Source organism: Pseudomonas sp. NMI542_15 (assembly GCF_021283425.1).
GTDB lineage: Bacteria > Pseudomonadota > Gammaproteobacteria > Pseudomonadales > Pseudomonadaceae > Aquipseudomonas > Aquipseudomonas fortuita.
Genome location: NZ_JAJSRO010000026.1, coordinates 1 through 18,935 on the forward strand (window position 1 = coordinate 1; position 18,935 = coordinate 18,935).

General features: G+C 62.6%; 19 protein-coding genes. 14 read left to right on the forward strand and 5 right to left on the reverse strand.

The features are described 5' to 3' along the window. Positions 1–100: 100 nt before the first annotated feature. From LU684_RS26050 to LU684_RS26060, 3 genes are all read right to left on the reverse strand, one after another. Complete coding sequence (locus LU684_RS26050; protein ID WP_102690157.1) at positions 101–1,399, reverse strand: MFS transporter; 1,299 nt, start codon at positions 1,397–1,399, stop codon at positions 101–103. Between the two features lie 273 nt (positions 1,400–1,672). Further along, positions 1,673–2,878 carry a transporter associated domain-containing protein gene (locus LU684_RS26055; protein ID WP_209953348.1) on the reverse strand — a complete coding sequence of 402 codons (1,206 nt, stop codon included), beginning with the start codon at positions 2,876–2,878 and terminating at the stop codon, positions 1,673–1,675. A 9-nt stretch (positions 2,879–2,887) separates the two neighbouring features. Continuing rightward, on the reverse strand, positions 2,888–3,697 hold the full coding sequence (locus tag LU684_RS26060; protein WP_016485143.1) for a cytochrome C assembly family protein: 810 nt from the start codon (positions 3,695–3,697) through the stop codon (positions 2,888–2,890). Between the two features lie 312 nt (positions 3,698–4,009). Between LU684_RS26060 and ffh the strand changes: the two genes are divergently transcribed. The 12 genes from ffh (at position 4,010) to LU684_RS26120 (ending at position 13,849) form a co-directional block, all read left to right on the forward strand. After that, complete coding sequence (gene ffh, locus LU684_RS26065; protein WP_012270758.1) at positions 4,010–5,386, forward strand: signal recognition particle protein; 1,377 nt, start codon at positions 4,010–4,012, stop codon at positions 5,384–5,386. A gap of 246 nt (positions 5,387–5,632) precedes the next feature. Beyond that, the gene (rpsP, locus tag LU684_RS26070) at positions 5,633–5,884 is read left to right on the forward strand and encodes a 30S ribosomal protein S16 (RefSeq protein WP_008094480.1); all 252 of its coding nucleotides are present in this window, start codon (positions 5,633–5,635) and stop codon (positions 5,882–5,884) included. 5 nt (positions 5,885–5,889) lie between these two features. After that, complete coding sequence (rimM, locus tag LU684_RS26075) at positions 5,890–6,426, forward strand: ribosome maturation factor RimM (protein WP_023047325.1); 537 nt, start codon at positions 5,890–5,892, stop codon at positions 6,424–6,426. Between the two features lie 3 nt (positions 6,427–6,429). After that, on the forward strand, positions 6,430–7,182 hold the full coding sequence (gene trmD / locus LU684_RS26080) for a tRNA (guanosine(37)-N1)-methyltransferase TrmD (RefSeq protein WP_003252146.1): 753 nt from the start codon (positions 6,430–6,432) through the stop codon (positions 7,180–7,182). Between the two features lie 42 nt (positions 7,183–7,224). Then, positions 7,225–7,575, forward strand: coding sequence for a 50S ribosomal protein L19 (gene rplS / locus LU684_RS26085; RefSeq protein ID WP_003252148.1), 351 nt, complete (start codon positions 7,225–7,227; stop codon positions 7,573–7,575). A 128-nt stretch (positions 7,576–7,703) separates the two neighbouring features. Next, positions 7,704–8,114, forward strand: coding sequence for an acyl-CoA thioesterase (locus tag LU684_RS26090; RefSeq protein ID WP_016485145.1), 411 nt, complete (start codon positions 7,704–7,706; stop codon positions 8,112–8,114). A gap of 172 nt (positions 8,115–8,286) precedes the next feature. Continuing rightward, complete coding sequence (gene xerD, locus LU684_RS26095) at positions 8,287–9,183, forward strand: site-specific tyrosine recombinase XerD (protein ID WP_016485146.1); 897 nt, start codon at positions 8,287–8,289, stop codon at positions 9,181–9,183. A 153-nt stretch (positions 9,184–9,336) separates the two neighbouring features. Next, positions 9,337–10,080, forward strand: coding sequence for a thioredoxin fold domain-containing protein (locus LU684_RS26100; RefSeq protein WP_016485147.1), 744 nt, complete (start codon positions 9,337–9,339; stop codon positions 10,078–10,080). An 83-nt stretch (positions 10,081–10,163) separates the two neighbouring features. Beyond that, positions 10,164–11,468, forward strand: a complete 1,305-nt coding sequence (locus LU684_RS26105; RefSeq protein ID WP_016485148.1) for a homoserine dehydrogenase — start codon at positions 10,164–10,166, stop codon at positions 11,466–11,468. A 60-nt stretch (positions 11,469–11,528) separates the two neighbouring features. Continuing rightward, on the forward strand, positions 11,529–12,938 hold the full coding sequence (gene thrC, locus LU684_RS26110) for a threonine synthase (protein WP_023047324.1): 1,410 nt from the start codon (positions 11,529–11,531) through the stop codon (positions 12,936–12,938). 131 nt (positions 12,939–13,069) lie between these two features. Beyond that, complete coding sequence (locus LU684_RS26115) at positions 13,070–13,489, forward strand: response regulator (RefSeq protein ID WP_023047323.1); 420 nt, start codon at positions 13,070–13,072, stop codon at positions 13,487–13,489. A 78-nt stretch (positions 13,490–13,567) separates the two neighbouring features. After that, complete coding sequence (locus tag LU684_RS26120) at positions 13,568–13,849, forward strand: DUF3509 domain-containing protein (RefSeq protein ID WP_016485151.1); 282 nt, start codon at positions 13,568–13,570, stop codon at positions 13,847–13,849. A gap of 172 nt (positions 13,850–14,021) precedes the next feature. On the opposite strand, the gene LU684_RS26125 is transcribed toward LU684_RS26120, so the two are convergent. Both LU684_RS26125 and LU684_RS26130 read right to left on the reverse strand, forming a co-directional pair. Beyond that, on the reverse strand, positions 14,022–14,897 hold the full coding sequence (locus LU684_RS26125) for a TIGR02285 family protein (protein WP_016485152.1): 876 nt from the start codon (positions 14,895–14,897) through the stop codon (positions 14,022–14,024). 21 nt (positions 14,898–14,918) lie between these two features. Continuing rightward, positions 14,919–16,118: a CaiB/BaiF CoA transferase family protein gene (locus tag LU684_RS26130; protein ID WP_023047322.1), complete on the reverse strand. Its 1,200-nt coding sequence runs from the start codon at positions 16,116–16,118 to the stop codon at positions 14,919–14,921. A 131-nt stretch (positions 16,119–16,249) separates the two neighbouring features. Here LU684_RS26130 and LU684_RS26135 point away from each other — a divergent pair, with 131 nt between their 5' ends. Further along, the gene (locus LU684_RS26135) at positions 16,250–16,792 is read left to right on the forward strand and encodes a YaeQ family protein (protein WP_016485154.1); all 543 of its coding nucleotides are present in this window, start codon (positions 16,250–16,252) and stop codon (positions 16,790–16,792) included. A gap of 8 nt (positions 16,793–16,800) precedes the next feature. Next, positions 16,801–18,510 (forward strand): single-stranded-DNA-specific exonuclease RecJ, encoded by a 1,710-nt coding sequence (gene recJ, locus LU684_RS26140; protein WP_232895206.1) that lies wholly within the window; start codon positions 16,801–16,803, stop codon positions 18,508–18,510. Positions 18,511–18,935: the final 425 nt, after the last annotated feature.

The window sequence follows — 18,935 nt, forward strand, 5'->3', positions numbered from 1 at the left end:
GAATGGCCTCCCACAGATCACTCGCAATGCCAGCGGCCTGTGATAATCCTGTGGGAGCGGGCTTGTCCCGCGAATGGGCTGCAAAGCAGCCCCGGTCCACTCAAAGTGCGGTATTACGGGTCTCTTTCAGGCACAGCACGGCAATCAAGCTGATCACCGCCGCGACCGATACATATCCCCCCACCCAGCTCAACCCGCCCATGCTGACCAGCTTCTGGGCAAAGAACGGTGCCGCCGAGGCGCCGACAATGCCGCCCAGGTTGTACGCCGCCGAAGCTCCGGTATAACGCACGTGGGTCGGGAACAGTTCAGGCAGCAGTGCCCCCATCGGCGCAAAGGTCACGCCCATCAGGAACAGCTCGATCGCCAGGAACAGCGCCACACCGGCCGTCGACCCCGAAGTCAGCAGCGGCTCCATGGTAAAGCCTGAGGCTACCGCCAGCAGGCCGCCGACGATAAGCACCGGCTTGCGCCCGTAACGGTCGCTGAGCCAGGCCGACAGCGGCGTCGCCAAGGCCATGAACACTACCGCGAAGCACAGCAGGCCAAGGAATGTCTCGCGGCTGTAACCCAGCGTGGTCACGCCATAGCTCAGCGAGAACACCGTGGAGATATAGAACAGCGCATAGCACACCACCATCGCTGCAGCGCCCAGCAGGGTAGGCACCCAATAGTTGGAAAACAGCTCGAACACTGGCATTTTCACCCGCTCATGGCGGGCGACAGCCTTGGCGAAGACCGGGCTTTCTTCAAGCTTCAGGCGCACATACAGGCCCACCAGTACCAGCGCGGCACTGAGCAAGAACGGAATACGCCAGCCCCATTCACGGAACTGCTCGTCGCTGAGCGTCAGGGCCAGGGTCAGGAACAGGCCGTTGGCGGCCAAAAAGCCGATCGAAGGGCCCAGCTGCGGGAACATGCCGAACCAGGCGCGCTTGCCCTCCGGGGCGTTCTCGGTGGCCAGCAACGCCGCGCCACCCCATTCACCGCCCAGGCCCAGTCCTTGGCCAAAGCGCAGCAGGCAAAGAATGATCGGCGCCCACACGCCAATACTGTCATAGCCAGGCAGCACGCCGATGGCCGTGGTAGAGACGCCCATCAGCAGCAGCGAGGCAACCAAGGTCGACTTGCGGCCGATGCGGTCGCCAAAGTGGCCGAACAGCGCCGAACCCAGCGGGCGGGCGAGAAAGGCGATGCCAAAGGTGAGGAAGGCTGCCAGCATTTGCGCGGTGCTCGACCCGGACGGGAAGAACACCGGGCCGATCACCAGGGCTGCAGCGGTGGCGTAGACATAGAAATCGTAGAACTCGATGGCGGTGCCGATGAAGCTGGCAGTGGCGACCCGCGCGGGCGAGTTGACCGGCGCGTCAGGCGCTTCGGCATAGGTGCTGCTTGTCATTGAATAGGTCCCTGACAGTCTGGTCCGGCTCCATGGGCATGGCCCGCAGCGGCGTGCCGAAAAAAGGCAGGCACGGTTGCGCGGGCGCCGGAGCGTTTTGTTGTTGTGTGCGCACGACTGACGATAGCCCAAGGGGGGTAGGGGCGGCGCGGGCACTGTTCGGGGTGTTGAAGCAGGACCGCAGGGCGTGTCAGTGGAGCGGACTGGCCGTGGAACGCCGGGTGCGGGTAGCAGGCGTGGCGGCGGGGCTGGGTAAGCGTGACCCGAGTATAGCTATCGGGTCACCGTCCACACCAGTACCTTGCTGGCACAATTGTCCTCTGTTTCGAGGATTTCCAGGCGATAGCGGCCGATCTTCAGGCAAACGGCGGTTTCCGGGATGCTTTCCAACGCTTCGGTCACCAGCCCGTTGAGGGTTTTCGGCCCGCCGTCGCAGGGCAGGTGCCAGCCCAGGGTGCGGTTGATCTCGCGCAGCGAGGCGTTGCCGTCGATGACGAAGGTGCCATCGGTTTGCGGGTGTACATGGGGGTTTTCCAGGCTCTGTTCGTCCTCGAACTCGCCAACGATCTCTTCGAGGATGTCTTCCAGGGTGACGATGCCCTGCACCTCGCCGTACTCGTCCACCACCACACCCAACCGGCGCTGTTGCTTGTGGAAGTTCAGCAGCTGCATTTGCAAGGGCGTGCTTTCCGGCACGAAATAGGGTTCGTAGCAGGCGCCGTGCAGTGCCTCCAGGGTCAGGTCGGCCTTGGGTAGCAGGTGGCTGATCAGCTTGGTGTTGAGGATTGCTTCGACCTGATTGATGTCGTTGTGGTAGACCGGCAAGCGGGTATGGCGGCTGACGATCAACTGCTCGATGATGCGCTCGATCGGCTCGTCGAGGTTGATGCCGTCCACTTCGTTGCGCGGTACCAGAATGTCGTTGACGGTGATCTTGTCCAGCGCCTGCAGGCCATCGAGCAGACCATGGCGGGGTGTTTCGTGCTCCTCGTCTTCGTCGAAGTCGTCGGCTTCCTGCGGGTGCAGGGCCACGGCCGTGGGTTGCACGCGGAACGGGCGCAGCAGCAGCTTGGCGAAACCGTCCAGCAGGCAGGCCAGTGGCTGCAGCAGGGCGAGGGGCACTTTCAGCAGGCTGGTACCGAGGTTGACACATGCCTGTGGGTTGCGCCGGGCCAGGCGCCGCGGCAGGTACTCGGCAAACACCAGCAAGGTGAGGGTTGCGGCCAGCCCTGCCAGCCAGAAGCCGTGCTCGCCGCTATGGCGCTGGCCCACCAGGCAGGCCAGGCCCAACACCAGCAGCTTGCCCAGGCTGGCGCACAGCACCAGGGCCTGTGCCGGGAGCACGGGCTGGCCGTCCTCGTGGGCGCGCAGGGTGCCATTGAGCTGCAGTCGGGCGGCTTCCACCGTGGTGAACAGCGCCGACCACAGCAGCGCCAGTGCCAAAGTGCCGAATAGCGGTGCGTACGGCAGTGTGTCCATGAGCGGCCGTCAGATATGCAGGATGAATTCGCGAACCAGCTTGCTGCCGAAATAGGCCAGCATCAGCAGGCAGAAACCGGCCAGCGTCCAGCGGATGGCCTTGTGGCCACGCCAGCCCAGGCGGGTGCGGCCCCACAGCAGTACGCTGAACACCACCCAGGCGACACAGGCCAGCAAGGTCTTGTGTACCAGGTGCTGGGCGAACAGGTTGTCGAGGAACAGCCACCCGGAGATCAGCGACAGCGACAGCAGGCACCAGCCGGCCCAGAGGAAGCCGAACAGCAGGCTTTCCATGGTTTGCAGGGGCGGGAAATTCCGGATCAGCCCGGACGGGTGCTTGTGCTTCAACTGGTGGTCCTGCAGCAGCAACAGCAGCGACTGGAACACCGCGATGGTAAACAGCCCGTACGCCAGGATCGACAGCAGGATATGCGCGAGGATGCCCGGCTCTTCGTTGATCAGCGGCACTGTGCCAGGTGGCGCGAACTGCGCCAGCAGTGCAGTCACCGCACCCAGCGGGAACAGCAGCACCAGCAGGTTTTCCACCGGTATGCGCAGGCAGGCCACCAGGGTCAGGGCGATGACGGCCACGGCGATCAGACTGGCGGCGCTGAAGAAGTCCAGGCTCAGGCCCAGCGGGGTGATCAGCTGGAAGTACAGTGCACCGGCCTGGGCGAGCACCGCAAAAGTACCCAGCAGGGCAAGCAGGCGCTTGTCGGACTTGCGGCCCTGGGCCAGGTGCGAACCCTGGTAGATGGCCGCCGCTATATAAAGGCCGGCAGCGATCAGGTTGGGGATGAGGCTGGGAGAGGAAACCATAAGTCCTGGTTGGCGAGCCTTAAAGAGACGGAGTTTGGCATAGATTCCGCTGATCAAGGAAGACTGAAGGCTTGTGTCAGGGCATTCGCGGGCTCGCCCGCTCCCACAGATCCAGCGCAGGTCGCAATAAGGTGGGGATCCGGTGGGAGCGGGCGTGTCCGCGAAGGGGGCACTGCAGCCACCGAATGTCTCCCAAGGTGTGCGCCGCCGCTGCACTTCGCTATAATCGCCGCCTTGCTGTGCCCGGCGGGTGTGTATTTCCCCCAGGGTGCCTGACAAACCTCGGCTTTTACTGGGCCTGAAAGGATCACCATGTTCGAAAACCTGACCGACCGCCTGTCACAGACGCTGCGCCATGTCACCGGCAAGGCCAAGCTGACCGAAGACAACATCAAGGACACGCTGCGCGAAGTGCGCATGGCCCTGCTTGAGGCCGACGTTGCCCTGCCGGTGGTCAAGGATTTCGTCAATAGCGTCAAGGAGCGTGCGGTCGGCACCGAAGTGTCGCGCAGCCTGACCCCGGGCCAGGCGTTCGTGAAGATCGTCCAGGCCGAGCTGGAAAGCCTGATGGGCGCGGCCAACGAAGACCTTGCCCTGAACGCCGCACCGCCTGCCGTTGTACTGATGGCCGGCCTGCAGGGCGCCGGTAAGACCACCACTGCCGGCAAGCTCGCGCGCTTCCTTAAAGAGCGCAAGAAAAAGAGCGTGATGGTGGTGTCCGCCGACGTCTACCGTCCGGCGGCGATCAAGCAGCTGGAAACCCTGGCCAACGACATCGGCGTCACCTTCTTCCCGTCCGACATCAGCCAGAAGCCGGTGGCCATTGCCGAAGCGGCCATCCGCGAAGCCAAGCTGAAGTTCATCGACGTGGTCATCGTCGACACCGCCGGCCGTCTGCACATCGACGCCGACATGATGGACGAGATCAAGGCGCTGCACGCTGCAGTCAAGCCGATCGAGACCCTGTTCGTGGTCGACGCCATGACCGGCCAGGACGCCGCCAACACTGCCAAGGCCTTTGGCGAGGCCCTGCCACTCACCGGCGTGGTGCTGACCAAGGTGGACGGTGATGCCCGTGGCGGTGCTGCACTGTCGGTGCGCGCCATTACCGGCAAGCCGATCAAGTTCATCGGTATGGGTGAGAAGACCGAGGCCCTCGAGCCGTTCCACCCTGACCGCGTCGCTTCGCGCATCCTCGGCATGGGTGACGTGCTCAGCCTGATCGAGCAAGCCGAGCAGACCATCGACAAGGCCAAGGCCGACAAGTTGGCCAAGAAGCTGAAGAAGGGCAAGGGCTTCGACCTCGAAGACTTCCGCGACCAGCTGCAACAGATGAAGAACATGGGCGGCCTGGGCGGCCTGATGGACAAGCTGCCGAGCATCGGTGGGGTCAACCTGTCGCAGATGGGCAACGCCCAGGGCGCGGCCGAGAAACAGTTCAAGCAGATGGAAGCGATCATCAACTCCATGACCCCGGCCGAGCGCCGCGACCCTGACCTGATCAGTGGTTCGCGCAAGCGCCGTATCGCCTTGGGTTCCGGCACGCAGGTGCAGGACATCGGCCGGCTGATCAAGCAGCACAAGCAAATGCAGAAGATGATGAAGAAATTCTCCGCCAAAGGCGGCATGGCCAAGATGATGCGCGGCTTGGGCGGGATGCTGCCAGGCGGCGGCATGCCGAAGCTGTAATCCCTATTCCGGGAGCCCGCCTTTAGCGGGGCAGGCTTCCAGAACCCCCGCCTGGCGGGGCAACTGCCGTTGATTTAGCGGCTAAATCGGCAAATCTGGACGGTGGGGCAATGCCTTGCCGAAAAAGTCATTTGCAAATGTCCGTGTATTCCCCGAGAATATGCGGCCTTTTGGGCACCCGTGTGCCTATTTGGCATTCAGATTTGCAGTACAAACTGCAACACCGACTATAGGAACGATGTTCACATGGTAACCATTCGTCTGGCCCGTGGCGGCTCGAAAAAGCGCCCATTCTACCACCTGACCGTGACCAACTCGCGTAACGCCCGTGACGGCCGTTTCGTTGAGCGCGTTGGCTTCTTCAACCCGATCGCATCGGGCGCCGAAGTCAAGCTGTCGGTCAACCAAGAGCGCGTCACCTACTGGCTGAGCCAGGGCGCACAGCCGTCTGAGCGTGTTGCTCAGCTGCTGAAGGACGCTGCCAAGGCCGCTGCCTGAACAGTATGAACGCGACGCCAGAAAAGGCTGACGACCTCATCGTCGTTGGCAAGATTTTTTCGGTTCACGGCGTTCGCGGCGAGGTGAAGGTGTATTCCTTTACCGATCCGATTGAAAACCTGTTGGATTATCCCGGCTGGACGCTTCGGCACGAAGGCAAGGTAAAGCAGGTCGAGCTGGTCAGCGGTCGTGGCTCCCAAAAGGGCCTGGTCGTGAAGTTGAAAGGCCTCGATGATCGTGATGAAGCCCGTCTTCTGAGCGGTTACGAAATCTGCATTGCGCGGAGCCTTTTGCCCAACCTGGCTGCCGACGAGTACTACTGGTACCAGTTGGTAGGTCTGAAGGTCATCAACCAGGACGAACAGCTGTTCGGCAAGGTCGATCACCTGTTGGAGACCGGTGCGAACGATGTAATGGTGGTCAAGCCCTGCGCAGGCAGCCTGGATGATCGCGAGCGTCTGTTGCCCTACACGGCGCAATGCGTGCTCAACGTCGACCTGGAAGCAGGCGTGATGCGGGTCGAATGGGACGCGGACTTCTAAACGATGGGTAACCTTCGCGTAGACGTCATCACGTTGTTCCCCGAGATGTTCTCGGCCATCACGGAGTACGGCATTACCAGCCGCGCGGTGAAACAGGGGTTGCTCCAGGTAACTTGCTGGAACCCGCGGGACTACACCACAGATCGTCACCACACGGTAGATGATCGGCCGTTTGGCGGTGGTCCGGGCATGGTGATGAAAATCAAGCCTCTGGAAGACGCCCTGGTTAGCGCCAGGCAAGCGACCGGAGCTGCGGCGAAGGTGATCTACCTCTCGCCACAAGGCCGCAAGCTGACTCAGCAGGCGGTCAAAGGCCTGGCCGAACAGGAATCGTTGATCCTGATCGCCGGTCGTTATGAAGGCATCGACGAGCGCTTTATCGAGGCTCATGTCGATGAGGAGTGGTCGATTGGTGACTATGTGCTTTCCGGTGGCGAGCTGCCGGCCATGGTACTGATCGATGCGGTTACACGGCTGCTGCCCGGAGCTTTAGGGCATGTGGACTCGGCGGAAGAAGACTCCTTCACCGACGGTCTGCTGGATTGCCCGCACTACACCCGACCTGAGGTGTATGCGGATCAGCGTGTTCCCGACGTGTTGCTAAGTGGCAACCATGCACATATCCGGCGTTGGAGGATGAAGCAGTCCCTTGGTAGGACCTTCGAACGACGCGCCGATCTTCTGGAAAGTCGCTCGCTTTCTGGAGAAGAGAAGAAGCTGCTCGAGGAATACCTCCGCGAGCGGGACGATAGTTAAACGTATCGATGGTGGATCGCGTATCCATCTTAGGAGCACAGCATGACCAACAAGATCATCCAGCAGCTCGAAGCCGAGCAGATGAGCAAGGAAATCCCGACCTTCGCACCAGGCGACACCGTTGTTGTCCAGGTTAAAGTGAAGGAAGGTGAGCGTTCCCGTCTGCAGGCGTTCGAAGGCGTTGTTATCGCCAAGCGTAACCGCGGTCTGAACAGCGCCTTCACCGTGCGCAAGATCTCCAGCGGCGTTGGCGTAGAGCGTACCTTCCAGACCTACAGCCCGCAAATCGACAGCCTGGCCGTGAAACGTCGTGGTGACGTGCGTAAAGCCAAGCTGTACTACCTGCGCGACCTGTCCGGCAAAGCCGCTCGCATCAAGGAAAAACTGTCCTGAGTACAGTTTGCCCGGTGGCCAAGGCCGCCTAGCGAGAAAAAAGCAGCCTTCGGGCTGCTTTTTTTGTGGGAGCGGGTTTACCCGCGAAGGGCGCGCAATGGCCCGCCCGCTGTATGATGGAGTAACCCATGAGCACTACCCGAGACCAGGAAATCCAGCGCCGCACCGAGTTGTCGGTGACCCGCGTGACCAAGGCGGTGTTCCCCAACACTACCAACCATCACAACACACTGTTCGGCGGTACCGCCCTGGCCTGGATGGACGAAGTGTCGTTCATCGCCGCCACGCGTTTCTGCCGCCTGCCGCTGGTGACCGTGTCCACCGACCGCATCGACTTCAAGCACCCGATCCCGGCGGGCTCTATCGTTGAACTGGTGGGCTCGGTGGTCAAGGTTGGCAATACCAGCCTGCAGGTGCAGGTGGACGTGTTTGTCGAGAACATGTACCTGGACGGCCGCGAGCGGGCGATTCACGGTGTCTTCAGCTTCGTCGCCATCGATGAGGACAAGCGCCCTGTGCCCGTTTTGCCCCAGGCCTGAGCTTTTCCTGCACCGGCCTCTTCGCGGCTGAAGCCGCTCCCACAGGGGTAAGACAATTCCTGATCTTGTGGCAAACCCTGTGGGAGCGGCTTTAGCCGCGAGGAGGCCAGTACAGACAACCTGTCAGCTGCTGTGAAACACTAGGCCAACGTCCAACATCCAGCAGCCCCGAATGCCCGCCCTAGACCACCCCCTGATCGACCAGTTTCTCGACGCCCTTTGGCTTGAAAAAGGCCTGTCCGACAACACCCGCGTGTCTTATCGCAGCGATCTGGCGCTGTTTAATGGCTGGCTGCAGGAGCATTCGGTTTCCCTGCCCGACGCCGGCCGTGACCTGATCCTCGACCACCTCGCCTGGCGCCTCGATCAGGGCTATAAGCCACGCTCCACGGCGCGCTTTCTGTCCGGCCTGCGGGGTTTCTTCCGCTACCTGCTGCGCGAGAAGCTGGTGGCGATTGACCCGACCCTGCAGGTCGAGATGCCGCAACTGGGCAAGCCGCTGCCCAAGTCGTTGTCCGAAGCTGACGTTGAAGCCTTGCTGCAGGCCCCGGACCTGGGTGAAGCCATCGGCCAGCGTGACCGCGCCATGCTCGAAGTGCTGTATGCCTGCGGTCTGCGCGTCACCGAACTGGTCAGCCTGACCCTTGACCAGATCAACCTGCGCCAAGGTGTGCTTCGGGTGATGGGCAAGGGCAGCAAAGAGCGCCTGGTGCCCATGGGCGAAGAGGCAGTAGTGTGGCTGGAGCGCTACCAGCGCGATGGCCGCGCCGAGTTGCTCAATGGCCGCCCCAGCGACGTGCTGTTCCCCAGCCAGCGCGGCGAACAGATGACCCGCCAGACCTTCTGGCACCGCATCAAGCACCATGCCCGGGTGGCAGGTATCGACAAACCGCTGTCGCCACACACGCTGCGCCATGCCTTTGCCACTCACCTGCTCAACCATGGGGCGGACCTGCGCGTGGTCCAGATGCTGCTCGGCCACAGCGACCTCTCGACCACTCAGATCTACACCCACGTGGCCAAAGCCCGCCTGCAGCAGTTGCACGCACAGCACCACCCACGTGGATGAATGTTTTTCATGTTCCGCCGACTGGTCCTTGCAAGCCCCTTCACCGGTGGTGTGATGTGGTAGGCTTGGGCGGTTTGCACCAAGGGCCGCACGGCCACCGCGTATTTTCCGCAGGTGGCGCCCTCCGGCCCCTGTCCGCCTTCAGGAGTTCCCATGCGCGTGACCCAGTTTTTCGCCGCCGCCGCGTTGGCGCTGGCCAGTACCTTTGCCGTTGCCGCGGCAACCGACAGCAATGCCGTGGCCGAGCAGGCCATCCGCAAATCGCTGCAGAACCTCGAGCTGGAAGTACCAGTAGAAAGCGTGGCCAGCAGCCCGCTCAACGGCCTGTATGAAGTCAAGCTGCAGGGCGGCCGCGTGTTGTATGCCAGCGCCGACGGCCAGTTCGTGATGCAGGGCTACCTGTTCCAGATCCAGGATGGCAAGCCGGTCAACCTCACCGAGAAGACCGAACGCCAAGGGGTTGCCAAACTCATCAACGGCATTCCAGCCGCCGAGATGGTGGTTTATCCTGCCAAAGGCGAGACCAAGTCGCACATCACCGTGTTCACCGACACCACCTGCCCGTATTGCCACAAATTGCACGCCGAAGTGCCCGAGTTGAACCGTCGCGGTATCGAAGTGCGCTATGTCGCCTTCCCGCGCCAAGGGCTCGGCTCGCCGGGTGACCAGCAGTTGCAGGCGGTGTGGTGCTCCAGTGACCGCCGCGGGGCGATGGACAAGATGGTCGAAGGTGAAGAGATCAAGGCCGCCAAGTGCGCCAACCCGGTCGGCAAGCAATTCCAGCTGGGCCAGTCGATCGGCGTCAACGGCACCCCGGCTATCGTCCTCGAAAGCGGCCAGGTCATTCCGGGCTACCAGCCGGCACCGCAGGTCGCCAAGCTGGCACTTGCCAAGTAATCCAATTCAGTACGCCGTCGTCATGGGGTGACGGCATGTTTCACGGTCGGCGAAGGTGTCGGCCGTTCAATGGGGAGTTCACAGTGAAACCGGTCAAAGTAGGCATCTGTGGGTTGGGGACCGTCGGTGGCGGAACCTTCAATGTACTTCAGCGCAACGCCGAGGAGATTGCCCGCCGTGCCGGGCGCGGTATTGAAGTGGCCCAGATCGCCATGCGCTCGCAGAACCCGAACTGCCAGATTACCGGTACCCCCATTACCGCTGACGTGTTCGAAGTTGCGAGCAACCCGGAGATCGATATCGTCATCGAGCTGATCGGTGGCTACACCATCGCCCGCGATCTGGTGCTCAAGGCCATCGAAAACGGCAAGCATGTGGTCACCGCCAACAAGGCGCTGATTGCCGTGCATGGTAACGAAATTTTTGCCAAGGCCCGCGAAAAGGGCGTGATCGTCGCCTTCGAAGCGGCCGTGGCGGGTGGCATCCCGGTGATCAAGGCCATCCGCGAAGGCCTGTCGGCCAACCGTATCAACTGGCTGGCCGGCATCATCAACGGCACCGGCAACTTCATCCTCACCGAAATGCGTGAGAAGGGCCGTGCCTTCCCGGACGTGCTGGCCGAAGCCCAGGCGCTGGGTTACGCCGAAGCCGACCCGACCTTCGACGTCGAAGGCATCGATGCCGCGCACAAGCTGACCATCCTGGCGTCGATCGCTTTCGGCATTCCGCTGCAGTTTGACAAGGCCTACACCGAAGGCATCACCCAGCTGACCACCGCTGACGTGAACTACGCCGAGGCCCTGGGTTACCGCATCAAGCACCTGGGCGTGGCGCGCCGCACCGCCGAAGGCATCGAGCTGCGCGTGCACCCGACGCTGATCCCGGCCGACCGCCTGATCGCCAACGTCAACGGTGTGATGAACGCCGTCATGGTCAACGGTGATGCTGCCGGTTCCACCTTGTATTACGGTGCTGGCGCCGGCATGGAGCCCACCGCTTCGTCGGTGGTCGGCGACTTGGTCGATGTGGTCCGCGCCATGACCTCCGACCCGGAAAACCGCGTACCGCACCTGGCCTTCCAGCCAGACTCGCTGTCGGCCCACCCGATCCTGCCGATCGAAGCCTGCAAAAGCGCCTACTACCTGCGCATCCAGGCCAAGGATCACCCAGGCGTACTGGCCCAGGTGGCCAGCATCCTGTCGGAGCGTGGCATCAACATCGAGTCGATCATGCAGAAGGAAGCCGAGGAGCAGGACGGCCTGGTGCCAATGATCCTCCTGACCCACGGCGTGGTCGAGCAGAGCATCAACGACGCCATCGTCGCACTGGAAGCCCTGCAGGACGTGGTCGGCAAGGTCGTGCGCATCCGCGTCGAACAGCTCAACTAACAAACGAGTGCCGTCGGGCCGCCAGTGCGGCCCCGGCCCCAGCATTGAAGGTTTGCACCCATGCGCTATATCAGTACCCGCGGCCAGGCACCGGCCCTGAATTTCGAAGACGTGCTGCTGGCTGGCCTGGCCAGTGACGGCGGCCTGTACGTCCCCGAGAACCTGCCACGCTTTACCCAGGAAGAAATCGCCTCGTGGGCTGGCCTGCCGTACCACGAGCTGGCCTTCCGTGTGATGCGCCCGTTTGTTGAAGGCAGCATCGCCGACGCCGACTTCAAGAAGATCCTCGAAGAAACCTACGGCGAGTTCGCTCACGCTGCGGTCGCCCCGCTGCGTCAGCTGAACGGCAACGAGTGGGTGCTGGAGCTGTTCCACGGCCCGACCCTGGCGTTCAAGGACTTCGCCCTGCAACTGCTTGGCCGTCTGCTTGACCACGTGTTGGCCAAGCGTAACGAGCGCGTAGTGATCATCGGTGCCACCAGCGGTGATACCGGTTCCGCCGCCATCGAAGGCTGCCGCCGTTGCGACAACGTCGACATCTTCATCCTGCACCCGCACCAGCGCGTGTCTGAAGTGCAGCGCCGCCAGATGACCACCCTCTTCGGCGACAACATCCACAACATCGCCATCGAAGGCAACTTCGATGACTGCCAGGAAATGGTCAAGGCCAGCTTCGCTGACCAGTCGTTCCTCAAGGGCACCCGCCTGGTGGCAGTCAACTCGATCAACTGGGCGCGCATCATGGCCCAGATCGTCTACTACTTCCATGCAGCCCTGCAATTGGGTGGCCCGGCGCGTTCGGTGGCATTCTCGGTGCCAACCGGCAACTTCGGCGATATCTTCGCCGGTTACCTGGCGCGCAACATGGGCCTGCCGGTCAGCCAGCTGATCGTCGCCACCAACCGCAACGACATCCTGCACCGCTTCATGAGCGGCAATCAGTACGTCAAGGAAACCCTGCACGCGACCCTGTCGCCGTCGATGGACATCATGGTCTCGTCCAACTTCGAGCGCCTGCTGTTCGACCTGCACGGTCGCAACGGTGGGGCGATTGCCGAGCTGATGGACAGCTTCAAACAAGGTGGCGGCTTCAGCGTCGAGCAAGGCCGCTGGACCGAAGCCCGCAAGCTGTTCGACTCGCTGGCCGTGAGTGACGAGCAGACTTGCGAGACCATTGCCGAGGTCTTCGCCGCCACCGGTGAAGTGCTCGACCCGCATACCGCGATCGGGGTCAAGGCTGCCCGTGAGTGCCGCCGTAGCCTGGATACGCCAATGGTGGTGCTGGGTACCGCGCACCCGGTCAAGTTCCCGGAAGCGGTAGAGAAGGCGGGTGTAGGCAGGGCGCTGGAACTGCCGGCGCACCTCAGCGACCTGTTCAGCCGTGAAGAGCGTTGCACGGTGCTGGCCAATGACCTGAAAGCAGTCCAGGGCTTTGTCAGCCAGCACGGTAACCGCGGCAAGCCGCTGTAACTGCGTTGTCTTCTGGGGCCGCAACGCGGCTCCAGAAGCTCGGAATCTTCCCTCAAGCGTTTCAGAATAGTCCTATTCAGGCGCCTCAACGCGTAGCCTAAATTAGCCGGTCCTCTCACCAGGAGCGGCATATGCACCAGCCCTACGTGTTGATCCACCAGGCTCGCCCATCACACCAGATCATCCTGCACCAGGCCCTCAATGCCCAAGGCATGTTCAACGTGCGCATCAGCGCAAACGCAACCGACCTGGACGCCTGCCTGGCCGCTGAACGTGGGCCCGATCTGCTGATTCTTGACCATGCCATGCCAACCCGGGCGGGCCTTGCCTTGCTCGCACGGCAGCATCGATCACGTGCGCTGTTGTTCGTCGGCCAAGCCACTCCCAAACACCAGGACCTTGCCCAGGCGGCAAGAAATCGGGGCCTTTGGGTGCTCGCCGAACTCCCCTGGCCGCTTTCTACCACACGCCTGCAGCGTGCCTTGCAAGCGCTGCAAGCCCGCCCGTGGCGGCGTATTCAAACTGTCACGTCTGCCACGCATGCTCACTGAAACTGCGCGGCATGACGAACTTTGCGCTGCGCTTGTTGGTCAGTTCCTTTAGATCCCACCACGCAGCGAGTGACCCGGATGGAAAGAATCTGCAAACTGCTCAACGAAGCCCTGACGCCTTACCAGGCCCAGCTCGGCGTTGCTGATGCCAGCGGTAATCGCCAATTGACCCTGCACGACCGTGTCGCCGGCATTACCCTACGGCGCACGGTCAGCGAGCGTCAGTTGCAAGAGCAGCGCCTGTTGATCGATCTGGTAGATGGCCTGCACCGTGACTTGCAGATCGCCGAAGGGCGTTTGCAGCCCTGTGTGATCGCGGCGCTGCAGCAGCGTCAGGAACCGAGGGGAACCTTTGCCTGAGTAGTTCATCAGACAGTGTAAGGGTAGCCAGCCAGTGCTTTGCTCCGGTGCTGGCAAGGCTGCCTCGGGAAGCCTCAATGGCTTTCGCTTGGCCCCGGGCGTCTTCCCCAGCGTCCGGGGTTTCTTTTTTCCGGTAAGGCTTTTACAGGGCCCAGGCATGCTGATCAACCGGCTATTGGTCTTCGAAGAAGTGCTTGCTTTCTTCCAGGTAGTCTTCATGCAGCGCCGGGTCCAGCCAGCGCGCGTACCACTGCGGCAACACATTCCGGCGCAGTGCAGGCAAGAGCTGGTCGATATGCGCGATCGCTGCGCGCCCTAGCGGGCTGTCCGAGCAACCTACATGCAAAAACTGGTAGCGCGCCACCCCCTGCACAGGATGAAACTGGTAATCCGCCAGTGAGCCCCCTTGCTGCTGAATCAGATAACGCACTTCCGGCCAGTACCCGAGCACCATGCGCAGGCGCCCCAGCTGTTGCATCTGCAGCAGGTTGGCGGTGGCATCATTGCCGTAATGGCGGCTGAGCACGCTGTCGGGCAACTGGCGCAGGATGGCGTCAATCTGGGTGCCGTAGCTGCGCTCGGCAACAATTCCGAGCTTCAGCGAGTCGTTGCTCAGCAGGCCATGCAGGTCTACCTGCTGCCCGTCGAGGTAGGGTGCCACCAGCGCCTGGTTTTCCTGGCGCAGCACCAGGCCACCGCTGAGCACGCCCAGCGATGGCATGGAAAAGCGCACATATTCGGCACGTTCCGCGGTCCATAGCAGTGTCGGGTCGCAGGTGAAGCTGTTGCGGTCTTGCAGCATCTGGATGCCGCGGGCGCGGTTGACCCGTACGATGCTGTGGTCGTATTCAGGCATCTGCCCGATGAGCAGCGGCAACAACTGGTCGATTACCCCTTGGCCTTTTTCCGTGCCGTGAAAAATGGTGAAGGGCGGCAGGTCACGTACCAGCCAGACGATGCGTTCTTTGGCACTGACCGGCTGCAGGAGCAATGCGGGCAGTAGCCCGCACAGCAGGATCAGGTGGCGTAACCCGCGGGCAGCGCGCATGGGCGAGGGCGGCGGCAGGCGTCAGACCGCGCCGGCTTCGCGCAGGCCGGCAATGGCCGCCGCGTCATAGCCCAGGCGGGTAAGCAGTGCTTCGGTATGTTCGCCCAGCGCCGGGCCGACCCACTCGGTGGAACCAGGCGTATCCGACAGCTTGGGCACGATGCCCGGCATGCGGAACGGCTTGCCGTCCGGCAGCTTGGCTTGCAAGAACATCTCCCGCGCCAGGTACTGCGGGTCCTTGAACATGTCCTCGGCCGAATAGATACGGCTGGCGGGCACTTCGGCCGTGGTCAGTACCTGCATCAATTGCTCCAGGGGCAGGCTGTTGGCCCAGCGGTCGATCACCCCATACAGTTCGTCTCGGCGCAGGTCACGGCCATCGTTGCTGGCCAAGGTCGGGTCTTCTGCCAGGTCGGCACGGCCGATGGCCTGCATGAAGCGCTTGAAGATTGCATCGCCGTTGGCGCCGATCTGCACGTGCTTGCCGTCGGCGCTGGTATGGATCGAGGAGGGCGTGATACCCGGCATGATGTTGCCGGTGCGCTCGCGGATAAAGCCGAACACATCGAATTCCGGGACCATGCTTTCCATCATGGCGAAAATCGCCTCGTACAGCGCCACGTCCACCACCTGGCCCTGGCCGCCATTGACTTCACGGTGGCGCAGCGCCATCAGCGCGCCGATTACCCCCCACAAGGCGGCAATCGAGTCACCGATGGAAATGCCCGTGCGCACCGGCGGGCGGTCGTCGAAGCCGGTGATGTAGCGCAAACCGCCCATCGACTCGCCCACGGCGCCAAAACCCGGCTGGTCTTTCATCGGCCCGGTCTGGCCAAAGCCCGAAAGGCGCACCATCACCAGGCCCGGGTTCAGCGCATGCAGCACATCCCAGCCCAGGCCGAGCTTTTCCAGCACGCCCGGGCGGAAGTTCTCGATCAGGATGTCGGCGTCGGCCAGCAGGCGCTTCAGAATCTCGCGGCCCTCGGGGTGCTTGAGGTTGAGGGTGAGCGATTGCTTGTTGCGCGCCTGCACGAACCACCACAGCGAAGTGCCCTCGTACAGCTTGCGCCACTTGCGCAACGGGTCGCCGCCGTCGGGGGATTCGACCTTGATCACCTCGGCGCCGAATTCGGCACAGATGCGCGAGGCAAACGGCCCGGCAATCAGGGTGCCAAGTTCGACAACTTTGAGGCCGGCGAGGGGTTTGCTGGGCGTCGACATGGGGTATCCGTGGCAGCTGGGCAGAGCCGTGGTTTTATCACACGTCGGTTTCGCCGGGTACTGCTGCGGCGCATGGAGGGAGCGGATGGGTTAGACTGTGCCACTTTTCTTTTGCACGAAGCCCGTCGACCATGGCCCAGCCGTCCACCACCTACAAGTTCGAATTGAATCTGACCGACCTTGATCGCAATGTCTACGAAAGCGTCAAGCAGACCATTGCCCGCCATCCTTCGGAAACGGAAGAGCGTATGGCGGTTCGTCTGTTGGCGTACGCGCTCTGGTACAACGAGAACTTGTCGTTTGGCCGCGGTCTTTCGGATGTCGATGAGCCGGCGCTGTGGGAAAAGAGCCTGGATGATCGCGTGTTGCACTGGATCGAAGTTGGCCAGCCAGACGCCGACCGCCTGACCTGGTGCTCGCGCCGTACCGAACGCACCAGCCTGCTGGCCTATGGCAGCCTGCGTGTCTGGGAAGGCAAGGTGGTAGGTGCCGTGAAGAACCTGAAAAACCTGAACATCGCTGCCGTGCCTCAGGAGGTGCTGGAGACGCTGGCTACCGACATGCCGCGCAGCATCAAGTGGGACGTGATGATCAGTGAAGGTACGGTGTTCGTGACCGATGACCGTGGCCAGCACGAGGTGCAACTGCAGTGGCTGCTCGGTGAGCGTGGCTGAAGCGACCTATGCGTATCGAACCTCGCCCCCTGCCGCCGACACTGCCATTTCTGGGTAACTTGCCACCCTTGCTGACCCGTCTGTACGCCGCGCGCGGCGTACAGTGCGAGGCCGAGCTGGACAAAAGCCTGGTGCGCCTGCTGCCGTACCAGCAACTCAAGGGCATCGAGGCCGGTGTCGACCTGCTGGTCGAGGCGCTGGACCAGCGCCAGCGCATTCTTATCGTTGGCGATTTCGATGCCGATGGCGCCACGGCCAGCACCGTCGGGGTGCTGGGCCTGCGGCTGCTGGGTGCGGCCCACGTCGATTACCTGGTGCCCAACCGCTTCGAATACGGCTATGGCCTGACCCCGGAAATCGTCGAGGTGGCGCTGCAGCGTCAGCCGCAACTGCTGATCACCGTGGACAATGGTATTTCCAGCGTCGAGGGTGTGGCGGCAGCCAAGGCCGCCGGGCTCAAGGTGCTGGTCACTGACCACCACCTGCCAGGCCAGCAACTGCCCGATGCCGACGCTATCATCAACCCCAACCAGCCTGGCTGTACGTTCCCGAGCAAGGCGCTGGCCGGGGTAGGGGTGATCTTCTATGTGCTGATGGCCCTGCGCGCGCGCCTGCGCAGCCTGGGGCGCTATGAGACGCAAGCACAGCCGAACATCGGCGAGCTGCTCGACCTGGTCGCGTTGGGCAGCGTTGCCGACGTGGTGCCGCTGGATGCCAACAACCGCATCCTGGTGCATCAGGGCCTTGAGCGCATCCGCGCCGGTCGCGCCCGCCCAGGGCTTAAAGCAATTCTCGAAGTGGCCCGCCGCGATCACCGGCGTATCACCTCGACTGACCTTGGCTTCATCCTCGGCCCGCGGCTGAACGCCGCCGGTCGCCTGGACGACATGAGCCTGGGCATCGAGTGCCTGCTGTGCGAAGACGCGGCGCTGGCCCAGGACATGGCCCAGCAGCTTGACGAGTTGAACCAGGACCGCAAGTCCATCGAGCAGGGCATGCAACGCGAGGCCCTGGCCCAGCTCAGGGACCTGCCGGTGGAGTCCATGCCGTATGGGTTGTGCCTGTTCGATGCCGACTGGCACCAGGGCGTGATCGGTATTCTGGCTTCGCGGCTGAAAGAGCGTTACCACCGGCCTACCATCGCCTTCGCCGATGCCGGTGAAGGCATGCTCAAAGGGTCGGCGCGGTCGGTACCAGGCTTCCACATCCGCGATGCACTGGATGCCGTGGCGGCGCGCCACCCACAACTGATCAGCAAGTTCGGCGGCCACGCCATGGCTGCGGGCTTATCGTTGCCTGAGGGTAATTTCCCGGCCTTTGCCGAGGCGTTTGACGAAGAAGTGCGTCGCCAGCTGCGTGAGGAAGACCTGACAGGCCGGCTGTTGTCAGATGGCAGCCTGGCCGTGGAGGAATTTCACCTCGACCTGGCCAAGGCCCTGCGTCATGCCGGGCCTTGGGGCCAGCATTTCCCCGAGCCGCTGTTCCACGGCGTGTTCCAGCTGGTGGAGCAGCGGGTGGTGGGCGAGCGGCACCTGAAGGTGGTGCTCAAGAGCGAATGTGGCTCGGTGCGACTGGATGGCATTGCCTTCGGCGTCGACCGCGAAGTGTGGCCGAACCCGACCGTGCGCTGGGTCGAACTGGCGTACAAGCTGGATGTGAACGAGTTTCGTGGCAACGAAAGTGTGCAGTTGATGATTGCCCACATGGAGCCGCGCTGACGGGGTCGCTGGGCTTGCCTTGAGTTGTTTGGTGTGGCGGAAATCGAGCGCCGCCCGCGCGGCGCATCGCGACGCAAGGCCGCTCCCACATTTGTTGCAACGTGCCAAACCTGCAAGGCCATGGTTGCGCGCCTTGTTGATCTGACGATGCCTGTGCGCTGACGCTGTTATCGCTCCACCAGCCTTCCGTCATGCGCCAAGGCTGACAACCATGGCCTCACAGACATGGCCACGTTGCAACAAATGTGGGAGCGGCCTTGCGTCGCGATGCGCCGCGCGGGCGGCGCTCGATCTCACCGGCGACATCACTTTCGAGCCTGACACCCGCACCCCACCCGCACCCCACCCAAAATCCCATGGAACCTCCCCCCCACCCATTCTGGTCTAGTCTGAAGTTATGACCGGACCTGGGCCAGGGACGTGCA